Source organism: Mycobacterium sp. (assembly GCF_049608025.1).
GTDB lineage: Bacteria > Actinomycetota > Actinomycetes > Mycobacteriales > Mycobacteriaceae > Mycobacterium.
In genome coordinates, this window is the sequence record NZ_JBMYXC010000052.1 from 1 (window position 1) to 22,543 (window position 22,543).

Annotated in this window: 24 protein-coding genes; 13 read left to right on the forward strand and 11 right to left on the reverse strand. The window is 66.0% G+C overall.

Annotated features, from left to right (window positions below; all coding sequences use genetic code 11):
* The 5 genes from ACPGXI_RS14680 to ACPGXI_RS14700 form a co-directional block, all read left to right on the forward strand.
* A partial coding sequence (locus ACPGXI_RS14680; RefSeq protein WP_526654151.1) for a DUF7847 domain-containing protein occupies positions 1-597 on the forward strand: 597 nt, incomplete at its 5' end.
* Between the two features lies 1 nt (position 598).
* Complete coding sequence (locus ACPGXI_RS14685; protein WP_526654153.1) at positions 599-1,252, forward strand: DUF4129 domain-containing protein; 654 nt, start codon at positions 599-601, stop codon at positions 1,250-1,252.
* Positions 1,249-2,412: a DUF4350 domain-containing protein gene (locus ACPGXI_RS14690; RefSeq protein WP_526654155.1), complete on the forward strand. Its 1,164-nt coding sequence runs from the start codon at positions 1,249-1,251 to the stop codon at positions 2,410-2,412. Before ACPGXI_RS14685 ends, ACPGXI_RS14690 begins: the two co-directional genes overlap by 4 nt.
* Before the next feature lie 38 nt (positions 2,413-2,450).
* The gene (locus ACPGXI_RS14695) at positions 2,451-3,371 is read left to right on the forward strand and encodes an AAA family ATPase (RefSeq protein WP_526654195.1); all 921 of its coding nucleotides are present in this window, start codon (positions 2,451-2,453) and stop codon (positions 3,369-3,371) included.
* A gap of 11 nt (positions 3,372-3,382) precedes the next feature.
* Positions 3,383-4,705, forward strand: a complete 1,323-nt coding sequence (locus ACPGXI_RS14700; protein WP_526654157.1) for a DUF58 domain-containing protein — start codon at positions 3,383-3,385, stop codon at positions 4,703-4,705.
* An 88-nt stretch (positions 4,706-4,793) separates the two neighbouring features.
* Here the strand turns inward: ACPGXI_RS14700 and ACPGXI_RS14705 are convergent, their stop codons facing one another.
* Positions 4,794-5,786, reverse strand: coding sequence for a stage II sporulation protein M (locus ACPGXI_RS14705; protein WP_526654159.1), 993 nt, complete (start codon positions 5,784-5,786; stop codon positions 4,794-4,796).
* 27 nt (positions 5,787-5,813) lie between these two features.
* Between ACPGXI_RS14705 and ACPGXI_RS14710 the strand changes: the two genes are divergently transcribed.
* Positions 5,814-6,680 (forward strand): RDD family protein, encoded by an 867-nt coding sequence (locus ACPGXI_RS14710; protein WP_526654161.1) that lies wholly within the window; start codon positions 5,814-5,816, stop codon positions 6,678-6,680.
* 49 nt (positions 6,681-6,729) lie between these two features.
* Here ACPGXI_RS14710 and ACPGXI_RS14715 read toward each other — a convergent pair whose 3' ends face one another.
* Positions 6,730-8,097, reverse strand: coding sequence for a carotenoid oxygenase family protein (locus ACPGXI_RS14715; RefSeq protein WP_526654163.1), 1,368 nt, complete (start codon positions 8,095-8,097; stop codon positions 6,730-6,732).
* Between the two features lie 157 nt (positions 8,098-8,254).
* On the opposite strand from ACPGXI_RS14715, the gene ACPGXI_RS14720 reads away from it, so the two are divergent.
* Positions 8,255-8,782: a PadR family transcriptional regulator gene (locus ACPGXI_RS14720; protein ID WP_526654165.1), complete on the forward strand. Its 528-nt coding sequence runs from the start codon at positions 8,255-8,257 to the stop codon at positions 8,780-8,782.
* A gap of 41 nt (positions 8,783-8,823) precedes the next feature.
* On the opposite strand, the gene glpK is transcribed toward ACPGXI_RS14720, so the two are convergent.
* Complete coding sequence (glpK, locus tag ACPGXI_RS14725; RefSeq protein WP_526654167.1) at positions 8,824-10,356, reverse strand: glycerol kinase GlpK; 1,533 nt, start codon at positions 10,354-10,356, stop codon at positions 8,824-8,826.
* A 63-nt stretch (positions 10,357-10,419) separates the two neighbouring features.
* Here glpK and ACPGXI_RS14730 point away from each other — a divergent pair, with 63 nt between their 5' ends.
* The 5 genes from ACPGXI_RS14730 (at position 10,420) to ACPGXI_RS14750 (ending at position 14,985) form a co-directional block, all read left to right on the forward strand.
* Entirely contained in the window at positions 10,420-11,157 is a 738-nt protein-coding gene (locus tag ACPGXI_RS14730; protein WP_526654169.1) for a class I SAM-dependent methyltransferase, read from the forward strand.
* A gap of 130 nt (positions 11,158-11,287) precedes the next feature.
* On the forward strand, positions 11,288-12,778 hold the full coding sequence (locus tag ACPGXI_RS14735) for a glutamate-cysteine ligase family protein (protein WP_526654171.1): 1,491 nt from the start codon (positions 11,288-11,290) through the stop codon (positions 12,776-12,778).
* Between the two features lie 26 nt (positions 12,779-12,804).
* Positions 12,805-13,491 (forward strand): class I SAM-dependent methyltransferase, encoded by a 687-nt coding sequence (locus ACPGXI_RS14740; protein WP_526654173.1) that lies wholly within the window; start codon positions 12,805-12,807, stop codon positions 13,489-13,491.
* A gap of 293 nt (positions 13,492-13,784) precedes the next feature.
* A complete protein-coding gene (locus tag ACPGXI_RS14745) occupies positions 13,785-14,090 on the forward strand; it encodes an acetolactate decarboxylase (protein ID WP_526654175.1) in 306 nt (101 codons plus the stop codon).
* A 70-nt stretch (positions 14,091-14,160) separates the two neighbouring features.
* Entirely contained in the window at positions 14,161-14,985 is an 825-nt protein-coding gene (locus tag ACPGXI_RS14750) for an alpha/beta fold hydrolase (RefSeq protein WP_526654177.1), read from the forward strand.
* Positions 14,986-15,187: 202 nt separating this feature from the next.
* Here the strand turns inward: ACPGXI_RS14750 and egtE are convergent, their stop codons facing one another.
* The 8 genes from egtE to ACPGXI_RS14790 form a co-directional block, all read right to left on the reverse strand.
* On the reverse strand, positions 15,188-16,291 hold the full coding sequence (gene egtE, locus ACPGXI_RS14755; protein WP_526654179.1) for an ergothioneine biosynthesis PLP-dependent enzyme EgtE: 1,104 nt from the start codon (positions 16,289-16,291) through the stop codon (positions 15,188-15,190).
* 13 nt (positions 16,292-16,304) lie between these two features.
* On the reverse strand, positions 16,305-17,279 hold the full coding sequence (gene egtD, locus ACPGXI_RS14760) for an L-histidine N(alpha)-methyltransferase (protein ID WP_526654181.1): 975 nt from the start codon (positions 17,277-17,279) through the stop codon (positions 16,305-16,307).
* 17 nt (positions 17,280-17,296) lie between these two features.
* Complete coding sequence (locus ACPGXI_RS14765; RefSeq protein ID WP_526654183.1) at positions 17,297-18,076, reverse strand: class II glutamine amidotransferase domain-containing protein; 780 nt, start codon at positions 18,074-18,076, stop codon at positions 17,297-17,299.
* A complete protein-coding gene (gene egtB, locus ACPGXI_RS14770; protein WP_526654185.1) occupies positions 18,069-19,391 on the reverse strand; it encodes an ergothioneine biosynthesis protein EgtB in 1,323 nt (440 codons plus the stop codon). Before egtB ends, ACPGXI_RS14765 begins: the two co-directional genes overlap by 8 nt.
* Positions 19,388-20,626, reverse strand: coding sequence for an ergothioneine biosynthesis glutamate--cysteine ligase EgtA (gene egtA / locus ACPGXI_RS14775; protein ID WP_526654197.1), 1,239 nt, complete (start codon positions 20,624-20,626; stop codon positions 19,388-19,390). Before egtA ends, egtB begins: the two co-directional genes overlap by 4 nt.
* Before the next feature lie 37 nt (positions 20,627-20,663).
* Positions 20,664-21,308 (reverse strand): sensor domain-containing protein, encoded by a 645-nt coding sequence (locus ACPGXI_RS14780; protein ID WP_526654187.1) that lies wholly within the window; start codon positions 21,306-21,308, stop codon positions 20,664-20,666.
* Positions 21,305-21,736, reverse strand: a complete 432-nt coding sequence (locus ACPGXI_RS14785; RefSeq protein WP_526654189.1) for an organic hydroperoxide resistance protein — start codon at positions 21,734-21,736, stop codon at positions 21,305-21,307. Before ACPGXI_RS14785 ends, ACPGXI_RS14780 begins: the two co-directional genes overlap by 4 nt.
* A 176-nt stretch (positions 21,737-21,912) precedes the next feature.
* The gene (locus ACPGXI_RS14790) at positions 21,913-22,110 is read right to left on the reverse strand and encodes a hypothetical protein (protein ID WP_526654191.1); all 198 of its coding nucleotides are present in this window, start codon (positions 22,108-22,110) and stop codon (positions 21,913-21,915) included.
* Positions 22,111-22,119: 9 nt separating this feature from the next.
* Between ACPGXI_RS14790 and ACPGXI_RS14795 the strand changes: the two genes are divergently transcribed.
* On the forward strand, positions 22,120-22,431 hold the full coding sequence (locus ACPGXI_RS14795) for a hypothetical protein (protein ID WP_526654193.1): 312 nt from the start codon (positions 22,120-22,122) through the stop codon (positions 22,429-22,431).
* Positions 22,432-22,543: the final 112 nt, after the last annotated feature.

The following is a 22,543-nucleotide window of genomic DNA, read 5'->3' on the forward strand; positions in this document are numbered from 1 at the left end:
TGGGCGCTGGTCGGGTTCACCCTGCTGGAGACCATCGGCGCGATCGTGTTGGTCGGGTTCGTGGTCCTGATCATCGTCGGTGTGGCTGTTGCCGCCAACGGGCTCTTTGCGTTCTTCGTCGGCGCTCCGCTGGTGCTCGCGCTGATCGCGGCCCTCATCTACCTGGGCACAATGCTCACGTTCGCGCCGGCGGCCATCGTCCTGGAACGGCGCGACATCATCTCGTCGATCAAGCGGTCGTTCACCTTGATCAAAGGCGACTTCTGGCGGGTGCTCGGAATCCGAATTCTTGCGTTGCTGGCGGCGAATCTGGTCGCCGGCGCGGTGGCGATCCCGTTCAGCTTGAGCGGTCAGATCACGATCGCCGGTTCATCGTCCACCACCGCCGCAATGTTCGCGCTCGTGTTATTCGCGATCGGCGGCGCCATCGGCCAGATCATCACCGGACCGTTCAGTGCGGGCGTCATCGTGTTGCAGTACACCGACCGCAGAATCAGATCGGAGGCGTTCGATCTCGTCCTGCAAACGGGCGCCGCAGCTGGGCCCGCGGCGCCCGCCGAGTCGACCGACGATCTCTGGCTGACCCGCCAGACCTGATATGCCGACGATCGACATCGACCGCGACGCAGCGCACGACGCCGCCCAGCGCGAACTTGCAAAACCGATCTACCCGCGGCCGTCGCTGACCGAGCTCGTCTACAGCTGGATCGAAGAGCTGCTCTACCGTGTGATCGCCAACAGCTCGTCCATTCCCGGCGGTTGGTTCACCATCGCGGTGCTGCTGATTCTGGTCGGCGTTGGTGTCCTCGTCGCGGTCCGCATCGCCCGACGTGCCATGCGCACCAGCCGCGGCGAAACGAGCGCGCTGTTCGGCGACCACGAGCTCAGTGCCACCGAACACCGCGCAACCGCCGAAAGGTTTGCCGCGTCAGGGGATTGGGCACCTGCCATTCGCCACCGGCTCAGGGCGATAGCGCGACAGCTCGAAGAAGACGGCGTGCTCGACCCGGTTGCGGGACGAACAGCGACCGAGCTGGCCCGCGCTGCGGGCCGTGTGCTACCCGAGCTGGCCGACGAATTGACCATGGCAGCAGAGGCTTTCAACGATGTGACCTACGGTGCGCGACCCGGGCAAGAATCGCAGTACAGAATGATCGCCTCGCTGGATGACAAGCTGGGCAGCCACATGTCGCAGGGGCCGGGCAAACTGCCGGCGCGACCGGAGAACCAGACCTGGGCCGACGTGCGATGACACTAGAGAAATCAGGGACCCCTTCCACCGTGGTCGGCTTCACCGTCGCCCAACGTTGGCACCGACTGCGCTGGGTGCTGCTCGCGCTCGTCGTCATCGTCGGAGTGGCCGGGGTGAGCACCTATCTGACCTCCCCGCAACCCGGGGGCAGGCTGGAGGCGAGTTCGACGTCGCCGGAAGGGGCCCGCGCCCTGGTGACCCTACTGCGGGACAACGGCGTGACGGTGATCGAGACCGACACCATCGACGCAGTCGAACGCGAAGCCCGGCCCGACAGCCTCCTGGTGGTCGCGCAGACCTTCCACCTGTCTGGCGACGAGGTGCTGAGCCGGTTGGCGGCAGTCCCGGGTGATCGTCTCCTGGTCGAGCCGGCCGCGCGTACACGCGAGCAGCTCTCGCCGGGGATCCGTCGCGCAGAATCGACGAGTTACGGTGGCATCGCGCCGGATTGCGACCTGCGGGCCGCGACACAGGCCCGCACCGTGCAGTTCGGCCCGGCCCAGGCCTACGAGGCTGCCGGGGCAGCGTCGGTCACCCGGTGCTACGACGGCGTGCTGGTGCAGTACGCCGACGACGGCCGCACGGTCACCGTCGTCGGCAGCGCCTTCTTCATGATGAACCAGGGGCTCCTCAAGGAGGGCAATGCTGCCCTCGCGATGAATCTCGCCGGCTCGCACCCCCGGGTGCTGTGGTACGCGCCTCAGAACAGGGAGGGCCCCGAGTCTGGCGGTGGCGAATCGGTCACCGCTCTCATACCCACACAGGTGATGTGGGTGGTCTTGCAGCTGGTGGCCGCAGTGGCGCTCCTGGCCCTGTGGAAGGGACGCCGAGTCGGACCTCTGGTCGCCGAGCGGCTGCCAGTGGTGGTTCGGGCCTCGGAGACGGTCGAAGGCCGGGGGCGGTTGTATCGATCGCGCCGGGCCCGGGACCGGGCCGCCGAAGCGCTGCGCACGTCGACTTTGCAGCGAATGCTGCCGCGCCTGGGCCTGGGCCCGGCGGCCGACCTGTCCACCATCGCTCAGGCCGTCGCCGCACGCAGCGGTCTCAATCCACTGGCCGTCACCCATACGCTGCATGGACCGACCCCGGCCACCGACACCGACCTGGTCAACCTCGCACGCGAACTCGACGAAATGGAAAGGCTGGTCGCACAGTCGTGACACACCCCACCCAACAAGACAGCGCCCGCACCGCGCTGATGGCTCTGCGCGCTGAGATCTCCAAGGTCGTCGTCGGCCAGGACGCCGTGGTCAGCGGCCTGGTGGTGGCATTGCTGTGCCGCGGCCACGTACTTTTGGAGGGCGTGCCGGGCGTCGCGAAGACCCTGCTGATACGCACCCTCTCCGCGGCACTGCAACTGGACTTCAAGCGGGTACAGTTCACCCCCGATCTGATGCCGGGCGACGTCACCGGATCTCTCGTCTACGACGCACGGACCGCAGAGTTCAAGTTCCGTGCGGGCCCGGTCTTCACCAACTTGCTGCTGGCTGACGAGATAAACCGCACGCCACCCAAGACGCAGGCAGCACTGCTGGAGGCGATGGAGGAGCGGCAGGTCAGCGTCGATGGAGAGCCGCGCGCCCTACCTGACCCATTCATCGTCGCCGCCACCCAGAACCCGATCGAGTATGAAGGCACCTACCAGTTGCCCGAGGCTCAACTGGACCGGTTCCTGTTGAAGCTCAATGTGCCGCTGCCACCGCGCGAACAAGAGATCGCCATCCTCGATCGGCACGCCCGCGGGTTCGACCCTCGAGACCTCTCCGGCGTCAAGCCCGTCGCCGGTCCTACCGAGTTGGCGACCGCACGAGCAGCGGTCCGGCAGGTTCTCGTCGGCGACGAGGTGCTCGGCTACATCGTCGACATCGTCGGCGCGACGAGACGGTCCCCGTCGCTCCAACTCGGCGTGTCCCCGCGCGGTGCGACAGCCCTGCTGTCCACCGCACGATCATGGGCCTGGCTGTCCGGCCGCGGCTACGTCACGCCCGATGATGTCAAAGCAATGGCCCGCCCTACGCTGCGTCATCGCGTCGCCCTCCGCCCCGAGGCCGAGCTCGAAGGGGCCACAGCCGACGGAGTCATCGAGGGCATCCTGGCCGCGGTGCCAGTGCCCAGATAGTCTACGGGACAATGATACTCACCGGACGCACCGGGATGATCGCGCTGTTGTGCGCACTTCCCATAGCGTTTTCCGTCCGGCCCGCGTTGACCTTCGTCGTACTGCTGAGTGCGCTTGCCGTGGCGATTTTCGTGGATGTGTTGCTGGCCGGCAGTCCGCGGGCCCTCACCCTGGCGCGAAGCGGTCAGACCTCGGCACGGCTGGGCCAACCGGTAGCCGCGGTGCTGACGATCGAGAACCGCGGCCGGTCCCGCTTCCGCGGCGTGATCCGCGATGCGTGGGCCCCCAGTGCGCGTGCCACACCCCGCACCCATTCAGTGAATATTGTTGCCGGGAAATGGATTACGGTCGAGACACAGTTGCGGCCGGTACGTCGCGGCGATCTGGTTTCCGCACTGGTGACCGCCAGATCCGTTGGGCCGCTTGGCCTGGCCGGACGGCAGGGCTCGCACCGGGTGCCGTGGCAGATCCGCATCCTGCCGCCGTTCTTGTCACGAAAGCACTTGCCCTCGCGGCTAGCCAGGTTACGCGAACTCGACGGCATGACGCCGGTGCTGATCCGGGGCCAAGGCACCGAGTTCGACTCGCTGCGTGAGTACGTGGTGGGTGACGACGTCCGCTCGATCGACTGGCGGGCGACCGCACGACGCGCTGACGTGGTGGTGCGTACCTGGCGGCCCGAACGCGACCGACGAGTGGTGATCGCGCTCGATACCGGCCGAACCTCCGCCGGTCGGGTGGGCGTCGACCCAACCGCCGCAGATCCCAGTGGCTGGCCGCGCCTGGACTGGTCGATGGACGCCGCCCTGCTGCTCGCGGCCCTTGCCGCGAGGGCGGGCGACCACGTCGACTTCTTGGCCCACGATCGCGTCACCCGCGCCGGCGTGTTCAATGCATCACGCACCGAATTGCTGGCACATCTGGTCGAGGCGATGGCACCGTTGGAGCCTGCGCTGCTCGAGTCGGATCCTCGTGCGCTCGTGGCCGCAATCCAGCGGCGCGCGCGACGACGGGCCCTAGTGGTATTGCTGACCGACCTGAACGCCTCGGCAATCGACGAGGGGCTGCTCACTGTGCTGCCGCAACTTACCGCCAAACACCAGGTGCTGTTGGCCGCGGTCGCCGATCCGCGGGTGGACACACTCGCTGCGGGCCGCGCAGATGCCGTCGCGGTATACGACGCTGCCGCTGCCGAACGCGCCCGCAACGAACGGCGCGATGTCGCGTCCCGGCTGCGGCGCTGCGGCGTCGACGTCGTCGATGCCCCGCCTGAGGACCTCGCGCCTGAACTCGCCGACCACTATCTGGCGATGAAGGCCACCGGTCGCCTTTGACACCCCCTCCGCTTCCCCCGCGAGCAGACACTCGATCGCACGGATCCGGCCAGATTCACGCGAGTTTGCGTGTGCTCGGCAGAAGAACTCAGCCCGTCGGCACAACGTCGGGCGCGTTGTCGATGTCACCGGTCTCGCCGACCAAAGCGGCCTTGCGGCCGAAGTGGAACACGTAGCCGAGGAACGCGACCTCGGCGGCCACACCGATCGCGATACGCGCGAACGTCGATAACGGCGAGGGCGTGACGAAAGCTTCGATCAGCCCGGCTATCAGCAGAACCGCAACCAGCCCGATGGCGACCGCGATGACCGCCCTACCCTGTTCGGCCAGCACCTGGCCACGGGGGCGATCACCTGGCGCTACCACCGACCAGCCGAGTCGCATCCCCACACCGGCAGCCAGGAAGATCGCCGTCAACTCGATCAGCCCATGCGGTGTGATCAGGCCGAGGAAGATGTCGCCCTTGCCCGCGTCGAACATCAAGCCCGCAGTTGCGCCGAGATTGGCTGCGTTCTGGAACAGCACGTAGGGGATCGGGATCCCGAGCAGGACCGAGAAGCCGATGCATTGCGCCGCCACCCAGGCGTTGTTGACCCACACCCGCAGCGCAAACGATCCCGCCGGATTCTCGCTGTAGTAGGAAGCAAAGTCATTGTTGACCAATTCGTCGATTTCACTGGGGGTTCCGAAGGCAGCCTGGACTTCGGGGTTGCCGGCGATCCACCCAGCGATCGAAATCGTGACGATGAAGAAGCCGATCGCCGAACCCAGCCACCAGCGCCACGACCGGTATGCCACGACCGGGAAAGACACTGTCCAGAAGCGGACGAACTCGCTCCATAGCGGTGCGTGCGCCCCGGTGACGACCGACCGCGCACGGGCCACCAGGCCGGACAACTTCCCAATGAGGACGCCGTCGGAGGACACCGACCGCAAGATCGACAGGTGGGTGGACACCCGCTGGTAGAGGTCGACGAGTTCGTCCACCTCGGCGCCGGTGAGTTGCCGCCGTTTCCTGACCAGCTTCTCCAGCCGATCCCAGGTCGGGCGATTCGCCATGACGAACGCGTCGACATCCACGTGGCCGATCCTAGTAGCGTGGCTGGCATGGTCGGTACACAAGAGCCCGTCGTGACCGGCGACGCAGTGATCCTCGACGTTCAGATCGCCCAGGTACCGGTGCGCGCAATCGCGGCGTTGATCGATATCACGGTGGTTTTCATCTGCTACATCATCGGCGTTGTGCTGTGGGCAGTCACGCTGTCGCAGTTCGATTCGGCCTTCTCGGCCGCGGTGTTGATCATCTTCACAGTCCTGGCCGTCGTGGGATATCCGGTCATCTTCGAGACCGCCACCCGCGGCCGTTCATTGGGCAAGTTGGCGATGGGTTTGCGCGTGGTGTCCGATGACGGAGGCCCGGAACGCTTCCGTCAGGCACTCTTTCGCGCATTGTCCGGTGTGATCGAAATCTGGATGCTCACCGGCGGCCCCGCGGTGATCTGCAGCCTGATCTCACCAAAAGGTAAGCGCATAGGGGACGTTTTCGCGGGCACCGTGGTCATCACCGAACGCGCACCGAAGCTCTCACCCCCGCCGCCCATGCCCCCCCAGCTCGCATGGTGGGCACAGTCGCTTCAGCTATCCGGACTCGGCGCCGAAACCGCGGAGATGGCCCGCCAGTTCCTCTCCCGTGCAACGCAGTTGCAACCACAGGTACGCGATCAGATGGCGTATCGGATTACCTCGGAGGTCGTCTCCCGTATCTCGCCGCCGCCGCCGCCGGGCACGCCGGCATCGCTGATACTGGCCGCCGTTCTCGCCGAGCGACACCGCAGGGAACTGGAACGGCTGCAGGCATCCGCTCCGCCGCCCGCCTGGCCCGCGCCGTCAGCACCAGCGCCTACCTATCCATCGCTACCGCAAGCACCGCCACCTCCGTCGGCGCCACCCGGTCCGTTCACCCCACCGTCGTGAGCGCAGTACCAAGCGACCGTGGACAGCCCGTCCCGCCGACCAAACCGACTTAGCCGGCGACCCAGTTTCCGTGGAATCCGTACGGAATACGCTGCGGCAGATTGATTTTAGCCACGGGTGGGCCGGTGAAGTCGGATGCGTCGATGATCACGAGATCGCTGCCGTCACGCGCGGGGTCGTAGACATAGCCGAGGTACCAACCAGCGCTCTCGTCCGCCGAGCCGGACGTCGACGGCACAAACACCGCCTCACCGGGGCCGCCCGGAGAGTCGGGCGTGCCGAACCGGTGCTCGGTGGACTCACCGCTGCCGAGATCATGGCGCACCAAGCTGTGATCGCCGACGGACACCGCGTAGCGCGCAGGCAGCGTCGCAAGCCGGTCGTCGATCCGGGGAAACTCAACCACTCTCTCGTCGAGCTGGCTTTCGGTCACAGTGCCGTTCTGCAGATCGACCACCCATGTCCACATGACCCCCTCGGCATCGAATCCGGCGTCGCCCCGCCATAATTCGGGATACCGAACAGCCTGGACGACGATCGAGCCTTCCACCGATCCGGTGTTATCGCGATCGTAGGCATTGGCAACGTGGAAGACGTAACAGGGGTCGATGTCGAACCACCGCACCTCCCCGTGCGGGTCGTCGCGGCGCAGCACACCCAGTCGCGCGCCGTAGGAATCGTCCCAGCGGTAGGGCATGTCACCGGGGTTACTCATCGCGACGTCGAGGTTGAAGACGATGGGCAGGTCCATGAACACGATGTACTTCGCAGTCAATGCGAAGTCGTGCATCATCGTCAGAGCCTTGACCTCCAACGGTCGGCTGACCACCAGCTGTCCGTCGGCGTCGGCGCGATGGTAAGAGACGTGCGGTTCGAAGATATTGCCGTATCCGAAGAAATGCAGTTCGCCGGTCGTCGGGCAGATCTTCGGATGTGCGGTCATCGAGTTGTCCAGCTTGCCACCGAAGTCATAAGCGCCCACGGTCTCGAGGTCGTTGGTGATCTCGTAGGGCAGCGACGACTCGACAAGTGCGAGCGTTTTTCCGGCGTGGTTGACGATGTGGGTGTTGGCTACGCTGGCCCGCAAGTTGCGGGTGCCGTCGGCGTTGTAGAGCGGGAATTCTTTCTTGAAGCTGTCGGTCTGCACCCACCGGTTGCGGTACCAGGCGGCCCGGCCGCCCTCGATACGGACGCCGTGGATCATGCCGTCCCCGGCGAACCAATGGCCGCTCGGCTTGCGGGGGTTCGGCCCGTTGCGCAGGTACCAACCCGTTACCTCGGGGGGGATCGCACCTTCCACCGGCAGGTCGAACTCGGTCAGCTCATCGGCTACCGGCGCGTAATTCCCCAGTCGGAAGAAGTCATCGGCGCCGAACAGTGTCGCGGAGTCGGTCTGTTCTGCGGTGGTATCGGTCATGGGCTGGACCTCCTGTCAGTTCAATTAGACCCCACACTGACACCTCACTTATGACATGTCAATACTGGAACGTCGTTGTGGCGGGTGGAGCAAGGTTCGGCGACCACACAATCCCCGATACTCCATTCGTGGAATGTCGAGGCCGTACTATGCCGCCATGAGCCTTCGATCCGCCACGCTCGGCCTGCTGGCCCAGCGTCCCGGCAGCGGTTACGACCTGCTCAAGCGGTTCGAGAAGTCGATGGCCAACGTGTGGCCCGCGACGCAGAGCCAGCTCTACGGGGAACTCAACAAGCTCGCCGAGGCGGGCCTCATCGAGGTCACCGACATCGGCCCGCGCGGCCGCAAGGAGTACCGCGTCACCGATTCCGGCCGCGCAGAGCTCACCCGCTGGATCGGTGATTCCCAAGACGATCCACCGATGCGCCGGCCGGACGTACTTCGCATATTCCTGCTGGGTGAACTGCCGGCCGACGACGCCCGCAAGCACGCCCTCGCCTTTGCCCAGCATGCCGCCTCGGAACTCAAACGACTTGAACAACTGCGTGATTCGATCGATTGGGGACAGACGGATGGCGAATTCTACGGCCGTGCGGCGCTAGAATTCGGACTCCGCGACGCCGAAATGGAGGAGCAGTGGGCGCGCTGGCTGGTGAAGTCCATCGATGACCGAAACCGAGGGTGAGGGCACACTCGGTTTCCACCGATGCCCGTTGAAACTGCTGACTATTCGACGTCCACCCAGTCCAGCGTGCGCTCGACGGCCTTCTGCCAGCCGGCGTAGCCGTCGGCGCGTTGGTTCTCGCTCCAGCGCGGCGTCCAACGCTTGTCCTCGTGCCAGTTGGCACGTAGCTCGTCGGGATCCGACCAGAATCCGACCGCGAGTCCAGCCGCGTACGCCGCGCCGAGCGCCGTAGTCTCTGCCACAACGGGTTTCACGACGTCAACACCGAGGACGTCAGCCTGTATCTGCATACACAGATCATTGGCCGTGATTCCGCCGTCGACCTTGAGTACCTCTAGATGCACACCGGAGTCGGCTTCCATCGCGTCGACGACATCACGGCTCTGGTAACAGATGGCCTCCAACGCTGCACGGGCCACATGGGCGTTGGTGTTGAACCGCGACAACCCGACGATGGCGCCGCGGGCATCGGAGCGCCAGTACGGAGCGAAGAGGCCGGAGAATGCCGGCACGAAGTAGACCCCGCCGTTGTCAGCAACTTGCCGGGCCAACGCCTCACTCTGCGCGGCGCCGCTGATGATACCCAGTTGGTCACGCAGCCACTGGATGGCCGAGCCCGTCACCGCGATCGAACCTTCCAGTGCATAAACGGGTTTCGCCGGACCGCCATCTCGGGGCGCGAATTGGTAGCACACGGTTGTCAGTAGCCCGTTGGATGACCGCACGATCTTCTCGCCTGTGTTGAGCAGCAGGAAATTGCCTGTGCCGTAGGTGTTTTTAGCCTCACCCGCGGCAAGACAGACCTGGCCCACCATTGCCGCCTGCTGGTCACCGAGGCTGGCCGTCAGCGCCACTTCACCGCCGAGCGGCCCTGAAGCCAAAGTCATCCCGTAGGGTTCCGGTGATGACGACGGCTTGATCCGCGGCAGCATCTGGCGCGGAATCCCGAAGAGCGCCAGCAGTTCGTCATCCCAGTCCAGGGTCTCCAGATCCATCAGCATGGTGCGACTGGCGTTGGTCACGTCGGTGATGTGGACCCCACCCTGCGGACCGCCGGTCAGGTTCCACAACACCCAGGTATCCGAGGTCCCGAAGATCGCGTCACCCTTTTCGGCGGCTGCTCGCACGCCGTCGACGTTCTCCAGGATCCACTGCACCTTGCCCGCCGAAAAATACGTCGCCGGCGGCAACCCCGCCTTCGAGCGGATGATGTCACCGCGGCCCTCGCGGTCCAGGGCGGCGGCGATCCGGTCAGTGCGGGTGTCCTGCCACACGATGGCGTTGTAGTAGGGCCGGCCGGTGCGTCGGTTCCACACCAGCGCGGTCTCACGCTGGTTGGTGATGCCGAGGGCAGCGAGGTCGTCGGCTTGCAGTTTCGTCGAGTTGAGCACCGACATCAGCACCGATGCGGTGCGCTCCCAGATCTCCACCGGATTGTGTTCCACCCATCCCGCCCGCGGCAGGATCTGTTCGTGTTCCAGCTGGTGGCGACCGATCTCACGTCCCGAATGATCGAAGATCATGGCTCGGGTACTGGTTGTACCTTGGTCGATTGCTGCAACGAAGTCGGCCATTCGTCCATGATGGACTACGTGGGTATCCCAACCTCGCGATCAGTCGAAAGAAATATCGCCCGCATGCCCCGGGGCGGCCCGGATGCGTCCTGCCTGGACCGGCTACTGCAGACGGACCGGCTCGAGTACCTGGATCGCAACTCCGCGGGAGATGCTGCCGATGAGGCGCGAAAGCGCAGCGTGATCCGTGCGCTGGACTGGACCGGAGAGGTCTTCGGCAACCACGAGAGATTCGCCAAGATCGCCTTGGACGAGGTCGCCGACGTCGCCGACCCGCAGATCCTGGAGTTGGGGGCCGGGCATGGCGCTCTGTCTCAGAAGCTGCTCGATTGGCACCCAACGGCGCGGCTGACCGTGACCGACCTCGAGCCGTCCTCGGTGGCCGCCATCGCGGCCGCTGATTTGGGCGCGCATCCGCGGGCGACGGTCCGAGAGATGGATGCGCGGGCGCTGGACGCCGCGGGTGGACAGTTCGATCTGGCGATCTTTGCGTTGTCGTTCCACCACCTACCCCCAACCGCTGCCGCGCAGGTGCTCGCCGAGGGAACCCGGGTGGCGAAGAAGCTACTCATCATCGACCTCCCGCGCCCGCCTGCGCCGCTGCACATCCTGAGAATCGCCGCGATGTTGCCGTTGGCCCTGGTCGTGCCGTTCGTGCACGACGGCGTGATCAGTTCGCTGCGCGCATACAGCCCGTCGGCATTGCGGGAGCTGGCCGCCCACGCTGACCCCTCGATCGAGCTGGAGCTGCGCGGCGGGCTGCTGAGCCCCCAGGTGGTGGTGGCTTCGCGCGCACGGTGACAACGCGCGCAGGGTGACAACTCGCGCACGGTGACAACTCGCGCACGGTGATGGGCCGCGACTGTGCACGAGTTGACGGCAATTGCGGCGTGTTGGCGCACAAACACGCGCGCTCGCCGAGAATGGCGGGGTGGGCGAGGAACTGAAGCAGACCGAGTTCAGTCGCGCGCACCGCCGCGAATACCGGCGCAAGGTGCAACTGTCCCTCGACGTCTTCGAGACCATGCTCGCCCAGTCCAGCTTCGAGTTCGAGAAGCCGCTGACCGGCATGGAGATCGAGTGCAACCTGGTCGACTCCGACTACCAGCCCGCGATGAGCAACTCCGAAGTCCTGGCCTCGATCGCCGACCCGGCCTACCAGACCGAATTAGGCGCCTACAACATCGAATTCAATGTGCCGCCGCGCAGACTACCCGGGCGCGCCGCGCTGGAGCTCGAGGACGAGGTCCGCGCCAGCCTCAACGCCGCTGAAATCAAAGCCAACACCGATGGCGCCCACATAGTGATGATCGGGATCCTGCCGACCCTGATGCCCGAGCACCTCTCGGGGAGTTGGATGAGCGAGTCGACCCGATACCAGGCGCTCAACGACTCGATCTTCACCGCGCGCGGCGAGGACATCATGATCGAGATCGACGGCCCCGAACGTCTCAGCCTGCATACCGCCTCGATCGCACCCGAATCAGCCTGCACCAGCATGCAGTTGCACCTTCAGGTCTCCCCCGCGGACTTCGCCGACAACTGGAACGCCGCTCAGGTGTTGGCCGGGCCGCAGTTGGCCCTGGGGGCGAACTCGCCGTATTTCTTCGGCCATCACCTGTGGTCTGAGACGCGAATCGAGTTGTTCGCCCAGGCCACCGATACCCGCCCCGAGGAGCTCAAGGCCCAGGGGGTGCGCCCTCGAGTGTGGTTCGGGGAGCGCTGGATCACCTCGATCTTCGACCTGTTCGAGGAGAACGTGCGCTACTTCCCATCGCTGCTGCCCGAGCTCTCCGACGAGGACCCGGTGACCGAACTGGCCGAGGGCCGCGCTCCCCGACTGTCGGAGCTGCGGCTGCACAACGGCACCATCTATCGGTGGAATCGTCCCGTGTACGACGTCGTCGAACAGGGGGGAGTCGGCCGCCCACATCTTCGGGTCGAAAACAGGGTGCTTCCCGCGGGGCCGACCGTGCTGGACATGATGGCCAACTCCGCCTTCTACTACGGAGTGCTGCGGGCGATGTCCGAAGAGGACCGGCCGCTGTGGACGAAGATGAGTTTCGCTGCGGCGGAGGCAAATTTCCTGGCCGCAGCGCATCGCGGCATGGACGCACGACTGTACTGGCCGGGGCTGGGCGAGGTGACGCCTGACGAATTGGTCCTGCGGCGACTACTGCCGATGGCCGAGGAGGGCCTGCGCCGCTGGGAGGTCGCCGTCGATGTGCGCGACCGCTACCTCGGCGTCATCGAGGGCCGCGCCAAGACCGGACGCAACGGCGCGGCGTGGCAGTCGGCCTCGGTAGGCGCGCTGCAGGATCGCGGATTCAGCCGGCCCGATGCGCTCGCCGAGATGCTGCGGTTGTATTGCGAGCGGATGCATTCCAACGACCCGGTGCACACCTGGGATCTGCCGGACTGAGGGGTATGCGGCGTACCGTCGTCGGCATGGCCGACAACATCGACGCGATGGACTGGGACGACGCCTATCGGGGCGAGGGCGGTTTCGACGGGCCGCCGCCGTGGAACATCGGCGAACCCCAGCCGGAGCTGATCACCCTGATCGAGGCGGGCAAGGTGCGCAGCGATGTGCTGGACGCCGGCTGCGGACACGCCGAACTGTCGCTGGCGTTGGCCGCCGACGGATACACCGTCGTGGGCATCGAGCTGACACCGACCGCAGTGGCGGCAGCGACGAAAGCCGCGCAGGAACGCGGTCTACCCCAAGCCAGCTTCGTTCAGGACGACATCACGACGTTCACCGGTTTCGACGGCAGATTCAACACGATCATCGACTCGACCCTGTTCCATTCCCTGCCCGTCGCAGGCCGCGAGGGCTATCAGAAGTCGGTATACCGCGCTGCCGCGCCCGGTGCGGCCTACTACATCCTGGTGTTCGCGGACGGGGCCTTCCCCGCCGAACTCGAAACCAAACCCAACGCGGTGACCGAAGACGAGTTGCGTGCGGCAGTCGGCAAGTACTGGCAGATCGACGAAGTCCGCCCGGCGTTCATCCATGCCAACCCGTTCGCCATGCCGGAGAACCCACCTCTGCACATGCCCGACTATGAGTTCGACGACAAGGGACGGATGAAGTTCCCGGCGTTCCTGCTGAGCGCGCACAAGCCGGTCTAGACGAGCTCACCGTTCGATCCGCTGGGCCATTTGGCTGGAATCGAAGTCGTTGGCTGCCGGACGAACGCGCCGTTGTCGACAGCGTTGGCACCCTGAGGCCCGGCGATGATCGGTTCCGACGGTTACCAGCGTTTTGTCAGGCAGAACAATGACAAAAGTGGGGCCGAGTCAGGTGACCACACTCAGGTACCGTCGTCACAAAGTTCCCGGCGACAGAGCCTCCCCTGGTTAGCGCGGTGCGCGAGGCGACAAGAACATCTTGTCGATGAGGGCTCGCGGCGATTTCGGCCTCTGTGTATTACCCACAATCGACGGCGAACCGCTCTCATCCACTCGCTGCGAATCGAGGGCCGCATCACAGCGCGGCGGGCGAGAAGCGAACGCTGCCAACCTGGAACTTATCGACCGATGAGCGAGACGACGGCGGCCGCAACGCCGGCGGCCATATCTCCGAGTTCGCTCTCACCCGTGGCCGGGTGTCGGCCCAGACCTTTACCAGCCTGCAGGTCGACCTGAGCAACAACGACGATTTCGCTCAGGCCGAACTAAGTTCCGTCCCAGCGGGCACGGTTGACCAACTCGAGAAGCACCGCCACTGACAGCGCCCATACGTTCGCCCATGTTCTTCGTGACCCGTCCTTCCTCGTGGCCGCCGGTTACGATCGTGCAGTGAAATTCCAGACTGCCGAACTGCTGGCGATCGGGGTGCTCGCGGTACTACTCGGCGCAGCGCTGGTTTATCTGCTCGGATCCTTTTTCCTGATGGCCAGGTACGTTTCCCCCCGCCGGGGCCAGAGGCAACTGACCGCGATGTGCCGCGAGTTGTATTACGTACTCATCACCCAACCGCTGATCCCCCTGTATTTCTTCATCGGACGACGCCTGGGCTCCGGCGACGGGATACCGGTGATATTCGTCCATGGCTATTTCCAGAATCGGGCCGACTTCGTCTGGCTGGCAAAGCAATTCCGGAAATCTTCGATGGGTCCGCTGTACGGCGTCAACTACCCCTGGTTCGATTCCGTGGACCGCAACGTTCCACGACTGGCCCGATTCGTCGAGCGGGTCTGCGCCGAAACCGGTGCCGAACGGGTCACCCTCGTGGCCCACTCCCTCGGCGGACTGGTTTCGCTGGATTACGCCCACTCCGCCGCCGGCCAGTTTCGGGTGGCGAACTGCATCACGATCGGCACCCCGCACGCCGGGGTCACGTGGCGCGGCCCCATTCCGGGCAGGGTCGCCCGAGAACTCCGCGCAGGAGGTGAGTTCACCTTCGAGCGCCGGGAACGGGCCGTCATCACACCGACGTTGAGTGTGTACTCCACCCACGACAACATCGTGCACCCGCCCTCGACCAGTGAACTGGCCTCGCGCGGTGGCACCGATGTAGCCGTCGATGGCTTGGGCCACCTCTCGCTGCTCTACTCACCGGAGGTCGCGCGAGTGCTCATCGAGTTCATCGGCCAGGCGCAGACACCTCCGCACTCGACCTAGGGCGCGTCCTGCGGCAGTACGAGCCGCAGATGATGGCTTGAGTCGACCCCGCCCGCGTAGCTCCGTTCTTGATTATCGTTGCGGCTCTTGAAGTCCTGGCCGTCGCACTCTGCTGGTGGACCACCGAGGAGGGGGTGGGGCTTGCGCGAAAACCGCCCCACCCGCGTGAAGGACGCAACCCAAAATAGTTGCGGGACAAGCTCTAGCCCGAACCTGTGTGGACTTGAGCGCGCGGCACCGTAGCCAGCGCTCGAGCGAGGGTTTCCAGCTCGGCGTCGGTGACGTCGACGTGCGGCGAAACCCGAAGTGCCGGCTGCGTCATCTCCCAGGGTGCCCGCTCCAGACCGAGGAAGGTCGTCAGGATCGAGTGCTCGGCAAGTAGGCGCGCCCGCACCTCCGCAAGGTCGACACCGTGGGGCGGGCGCAGCGTGGTGGTGGCGCTGGGTTCATCAGTGGGTTCGATGACGCTCCAACCCGGAATCTGCGCCAATGCGGCGCGGGTTACCGCACCGACCTCACACAGCCTGGTCTGCATGTTCTTTGGGCCCATGGCGATGTACTCGCCAAGTGCGACCGAGAGGCCGACGTGCAAACCGATGTTCCTCTCCGCGTAGCTCAATCGCATCATGGTGGATTCGGAGAGCAGCCCGGTGCGGGTGGCGAGCATCCCCGTACCCCGCGGCCCTGCGGCCCACTTCCGTCCCGACGAGTACAGCGCATCGGCACCGATATCAGCACAGTCCAGATGCGCAAAACCCTGCGCGGCGTCGACAATCAAGGGTATGCCCAGGGAACGGCACACCGCAGCCATGTCGTGGGCCGGTTGCACGATCCCGCTGTGACTGCCCAGCACGGTGAAATGCACTAACGACGGTGGATCCGCGGCCAGCGCAGCGGCCGCCCCGTCCACGTCCACCCGGCCTGCGCCGTCGACCGGTAGCACTCGAACCTCGAATCCATGCCGTGCCATCAGCAGCAGATTGGGGCCGAACTCGCCGGGCAGGCATGCCAGCGTTCGCTGACCCACCCAGTCGCCCAGCAGGATGTCGAGCGCATTATGGGATCCGGTGGTGAAGACGACGTCGGCGCTGGCCATCCCGGTCAGTACCCGCACTGCCGAACGGCCGGCTTCGAGGGCCGGTTCGGCAGCATCTGCGGCCACGTAGCCACCCACTTCGGCTTCGTGGCAGGCGTGCCGGGCAGCGGCGTCCATGGCGGCGAAACTCTGCCGCGAACAGGCCGCGCTGTCGAGGTGCACACCGGCGACGGGCGGTCGCGCCGCGCGCCAATGGTCGGCGAGCGTCATATCGCCACCCATGTCACAGCACCGAGAGCGACAAACTGAAATCGGCTGACTCGTCGGTCCACCAATGGGTGCGCCGCAACCCGGCGGCGGCCAGCTCGGCGTCCAGACCGGACCGGCGGAACTTGCACGACACCTCGGTGAGCATCTCCTCGCCGGCGGCGAAGTCGACATCGAGGGCGAGCGCCGCGATGTGTACGCGCTGCCGGCGGGTCGACCTCAACCACATCTCGATGCGCTCCTCGACAGCGTTGAACCGGGCGACGTGCTCGAAACTATCGATGTCGAAGTCGGCACCGAGCTCGCGATTCACCACCGCGAGCACGTTGCGGTTGAACCGCGCCGTCACCCCGGCGCTGTCGTCGTAGGCGTTGATCAGGCGGGCGGTGTCCTTGACCAGGTCGGTGCCCAACAGCAGCGAGTCGCCGGGCCGAAGCATGTCAGCCACCGAGGCCAGAAAACCCGCACGAGGTACCGGGGTCAGGTTCCCGAGAGTGGAACCCAGGAACGCCACCAGCCGACGACCTTCGGTGGGGATCTTGTCCAAGTGAACTTCGAAGTCTCCGCAGACCGCCTCGATCTCGACTCCTGGATACTCCTCCTCGATCGCCGCGCCTGCCGCGGCCAGCACACTGGCGTCCACATCGAAGGGGACGAACCGACGCAGTGCTCCCCGGTTCTGCAGCGCGTCGAGCAGCGCGCGCGTCTTCTCCGAGGTTCCGCTGCCCAGTTCCACGAGGGTGTCGGCGCCGGCGACGGTCACGATCTCCTGAGCGTGCTCATCGAGGATCTGCGCCTCGGCCCGGGTCGGATAATACTCGGGGAGCCGAGTGATCTGGTCGAACAGATCACTGCCAGCGGAATCATAGAACCACTTGGGCGGCAACGATTTCGGAGTCTGAGACAGGCCATGCCTGACGTCGCGGCGCAGTGCATCTTCGGCGGCGTCGGCGGCAAGATAATTGGTAATCGACAAGAGGGACGAAGCCATCCCGGTCCTTTCAGCCATCATGGTCCTTTCAACGGTGTGAGCTGCACGCGGGCATCGATAACTTCCACCAGGTGTAGATCCGGAATCTCCTGCCAGGCGGGATCGTCGTCGTAGGGTTCGCTGGCCAGCACGACGCCGTCGTCCCCGCACCGCACCGACAAAGTGTCGCCCCAGGTGGTGGCGATGAGGCGGGAACCGTTGGCGGCCAGGATGTTCAGCCGGGCTTTGGGGTCGGCGGCGGCCACTTGGACAATGGTGTCGGCCAGCGCATCCATGCCACGGTCGAAAATCATCGCCGCCAACAGGGCACTGTCGTTGGTCGACTCCGCACGCGTGGATGCGGGCAGCACTGCCCGATCGACGACCCCGTTGTGCGACAGCAGCCACGTCCCGTCGCTGAACGGCGCAGAGGCCGATGGCTCAATCGGCATGCCCGCACTCGCCGAGCGAACCGCGGCCACCATGCATCGACTGACCAGCGCGGGCGCGACCGAGGCGAACGACGTGTCACCCCAGAGCGGTGCGGCACTGCGCCAACGCCGGGGCACCGCACCATCAGCTCCGCCATCAGCACTTCCGTGGGAGTCGCCCGCCGAGTCGTCCCCTGCCTTTCGGGCGTGGGCCCAGCGTTCCTGCCGCTGCGGATCGAAGAAACCCACTCCCCAACCATCGGCGTTCATCAGGCCGTTCTTCTGTCGACGTGGTGCGTAGGACTGGACCAACAGCCCCGACGGTTGGTCCAGAACCAGTGATGCGACCGACACCGGGGCGCCGAGCCAACCCAGATGCCTACACATCGGCATCCCATGCCAGGCGCACACCGGAGAATATCTGCCTGCGGATCGGATGGTCCCAGTTGCGGAAACTGGGTCGCAGGATGCCGGGGGCGACCGCCCACGATCCGCCGCGCAGCACCCGGTAGTCGCCGGCGCCGGTAACGGGGGGCCCCGGCACGAGATCACCCTCGTCGAAGAAGGGCTCGGAGTAGAGGTCGTAGACCATCGGGGTGAAGCCGGGCCACGGCCGCAGTGGCGAGGTCGTCCACTCCCACACGTCACCCAGCATCTGTTCAACCTGGTAGGCCGAAGCGCCTGCGGGATATGCGCCGACCGGTGCGGGACGCAAAGCATCACCACCCAGGTTCGCCTTTTCGGCAGTGGGTTGCGCAGCGCCCCAGGGATATCGACGCCGAGAATTGGTGTCCGGATCCCACGCGCAGGCCTTCTCCCACTCCAATTCGGTGGGCAGGCGCGCACCAGCCCAAGCGGCGTAAGCCTCTGCCTCGAAGTAACTGACGTGTTGGACGGGTTCGTTGGCGGGCACGTCCTCTAGGTGGCCGAAGCGCATCCGCGTGCCATCCCCGTTCCAGGACAACGGAGCCGTCAGGCCGGCCTGCTTGCGGTGCGCCCAGCCTGTCGCCGACCACCAGTGGGGCTGGTGGTAGCCGCCGTCGTCGATGAACTCTCGCCACTCACCATTGGTCACCGGCACTCGGCCGATACGAAAGGCGGGTATGTCGACAACGTGAGCAGGACGTTCGTTGTCCAGCGCGTACGGCTCTGTTGCGGCGTCCACGCCGAGAACGAACTCGCCCCCCGGCACCAGAACCGACGTCCCGGCCAGCCCGGCCCGTCCCGCGGGAATCGCGGCGCCACGGTCGAGCAGCGGAGCGCCCCGCCGCAGATTCAGCGCCTGCAGCATCGTCTCGTCGTGCTGGTTCTCATGGCTGACCACCATCCCGAAGGTGAACGCGTCGGGGTGCCCTTCGGGCAGGGCGTCGAGCACATCAAGTGCCTTGCCGCGCACCGTCGCACAGTAGGCGCGGGCATCCGTCGGTGACAGCAATGGTAGATCGACCCTGCTGGCCCGGGAGTGCACGAAAGCGTCGTAGAGCTTGTCTACCTCGGGGGCCAGCAGGCCCGGCCGGTCCGGGTCGCCGCCGCGCAGCAGCCACAGCTCTTCCTGCTGCCCGATGTGGGCCAGATCCCAAACCAGTGGGCTCATCAGCGAGTCATACTGGCGTCGAACCTCGGCGTCGTCGAAGTCCACGAGTCGCAACGTCCGGTTCCTCGCCGCGGCCAGTTCGTCGGCAAGCACGTCGCGTGAAGTCACAGCTCCCCTTTCGCCGCGTCAGTGACCGCATCGGCGACCCCGCACCGGACCACCCGGTCGGCGAAGTCGTCGGCCGGGCTACGTCCCTGCTCGACCGCACGGACCAGTAGGTGCATGGATTCTTCCAGCTCGGGCGGTACGCGTTCGGCCGCCTCCTGCACGCAGCGCCGGGCAGCGCCGTGCAGTCGCTGGTCACGAAGCCCGACCTGGGCGGCCCGATCCCACGCCGTGGCCACCGATTCGGTGGCCTCGGCGGCGACATCCGAGGCCACCGGATCGTCGAGCAGGGTGCACAGGGTGAAGACCAGTGCGGGCCAGATCGCGTCGGGCACGCTGTCCAGGTAACGCACCTCCAGGAATCCACGAGGCCGCACCGGCGGGAACAGGGTGGTGAGGTGGTAATCCACATCGAGGATGGTGGGCCTGCGCTCACCGAGCAGCACCCGCCCGTCGGCCCAGTCCGCGAACGGCACCCACTGCGTGACGGGCGTCGGTTCGGGGTTGTGCACGAGCATGACCGGTGCGCGCAACGCGTAACCGGCCCAATCATTGGCGGGGTCGTCACCGCTTTCGCCGAGGATCGGCCCGCAACGCGCCGAGTCCAGTTGGCTCCACACCCGCTGACGGGTCGAACGCCAGCCGGTGAATCTGCCGCCCAGCATCGGGGAGTTCGCGGCGATGGCGATCATCATCGGGCCCAGCGCGTGGGTCAAACGGACCCGATCGGCCCATCCCGCACTGGGTCCAGCCTCGACGTTGACCTGGATCGACGCCGTCGACGTCATCATCGCCGCGCCCGCGGCACCGGTCTGGCTGGCGCGGAAGAACTCTTCCATCGCCTGATAGCGCGCTCCGGGATTGACCCGTGCGGCAGGCCGCAGCGGGTCGGCGCCCACCAGCACCAGACCGAGCCCTGCCTTCGCGAAGGACTCGCGCAGCACAGCCCGGTCCGAGCTCATCGCCGAGATCGCCGCCACCGCGTCGATGCACGGTGGCCCCGAGAGCTCGACCGCACCGCCAGGTTCGACGGTGACAACGCTGCTGCCAGGAAACGGTGGCAACGCAGCGATCGCCGCCGTCAACTCGTCCCACCCGGGCCGCCGCGAGGGGACCGCCAAGTCGTAACAGTGCGCCTCGATCTCAAGACCGACACGACCGACCGGACCCCGGGTCAAACAGCCCTCGACAAGGTGCTGCGCAGCCACCTCGGCACCGGGCAGTTCGGTACTGGTCAGTTCGGTGCAGCCGATGCCGGGCGTCACTAGAGCCGCCCTACTGACCGAGGGTGTTCTGCATCGCTCCGGCCAGGACGTTGACCGCGGGACCGCCGTTGCCCGACTGGCAGACCTTGGCCTGCAGCAAGACGTTCTCTCGCTTGCGGGTAGTGACGAAGCAGCGCCGGTCGGTGCCGGCCTCCTGCTTGACCCAGTCGGCATCTGTTGCGCTCGTCGGGCCGCCGGTGAAGGTCCACACCTGGGTGGTGAAGTTGTCCAGATGCATGGCCGTGGTCGCTCCGTTGCACCCCTGGGTCCGGTCGACGACGCGGGCGAAGGCGCGGTCAGCGGCCTCGAGCGTGGCGAACACGCCGACCGCCTGTTTGACGAAGTGCGTCATGTCGGTGGCAGATTCCTGGGTGACCGCGCCGTTGAACGCCGCCAGGTCGGGGTCGTTGTACACGTCGGGCAAACCGATGTCCGCCCAGTTGTTACACATCGGATTGTCGACGTAGAAAGACTGGAACGGGTTGGTGAAAGTCCACTCGAAACCCATGCGCGCGCCGACGATGTTGCCTACCGAACCCTTCGGAAGAACGGCGTAGTTCACTACCCCGGGGCCCGAGGGCTGCGCCGAAGCCGCAGGGGTAGCTGCCAGGGCCAGGCCCACGCTCACGGCAAGACCAACGGCAAGCGCTTTCATGTCACCTTCGCGCCGAGCTTGACGTCGATGTTTCCGCGCGTGGCCTTCGAGTAGGGGCAGACTCCGTGGGCCTTCTCCATCAGGTCGTCGGCGACACCCTGCTCGAGGCCCGGCAGGTAACCGATCATCTCAGCGGTGAGCCCGAAGCCACCCTCGGAATCCTTCCCGATTCCGATTTTGGCCGTGATGCCGCTGGCACTGTCGAGCGCGATCTTTTCGTTCTTGGCGACCAACCGCAACGCGCCCAGGAAGCAGGCGGCGTAGCCCGCCGAGAACAGCAGTTCGGGGTTCACCCCTTCACCGCTGCCGCCCATCTCCTTCGGGGGCCGGGTGTCGAGGTCGACCTTGCCGTCGGTGGATTTCACGTGGCCGTCGCGGCCTCCATCGGTGGCTGTGGACTCTGCGGTGTAGACGACTTCGATGCTCATGGGTCCGATCATGCCAGCCGAAGGATCCGGACAAGCTCAGTCCTGGCGAGGAGATCGTTCTCCACGCGGCACGTCCTGGTGCACGCGCACCGTGACCGGGGCCTCGCCGGGAACGTCGGGCAGCCCAGCACCACGTGCTGATCTACGTTCGGCAACGAGAGACGTCGGCCCCCTGCTTAGGTTCGTATGCGCAGCCAATTCCACACGCCCGCAACGACGCCCGGCAGCGAGACAAGGACGGGTAACAGGCGTCGCCGAGACATCATGGCGGCGCCCAGAAAGATGACCATTCCGGCGAGCGAAAGGGGCAGAGCCCAGCCGGCGGCGGGTTGGTGAGGCTCCAGTGCGGTGTTCCTGACCGCCTGGTCACTCATACCGTGATCGTGGCCCGAGTGATCATGGCCCGAGTGATCATGGCCCGAGTGATCATGGCCAGTTTCACCATCCCCGCCGTGGTCATGGCCTGCGTGGCCCTGCGCGGCCCCACCATGACCGCCATGATCATGGCCTGCGTGGCCCTGCGCGGCCCCACCATGACCGCCATGGTCATGGCCTGCGTGGCCCTGCGCGGCCCCACCATGACCGCCGTGGTCATGGCCTGCGCCGACCACACCAGCGACCATGTGCACGTGGCCTTCGTGATCGCCTGGGCCATCCATACCGTGGTTGTGCACGGCGCCGACCGCGCCCGCTGAGCCATGAGCGTGGCCGGCGTGGCCGTCTGCGCCAACTCCCCCATGGTCATGCCCGCCCGCACCGCCGTCGCCGTGGTCATGCCCGCCCGCACCGTGGTCATGCCCGCCCGCG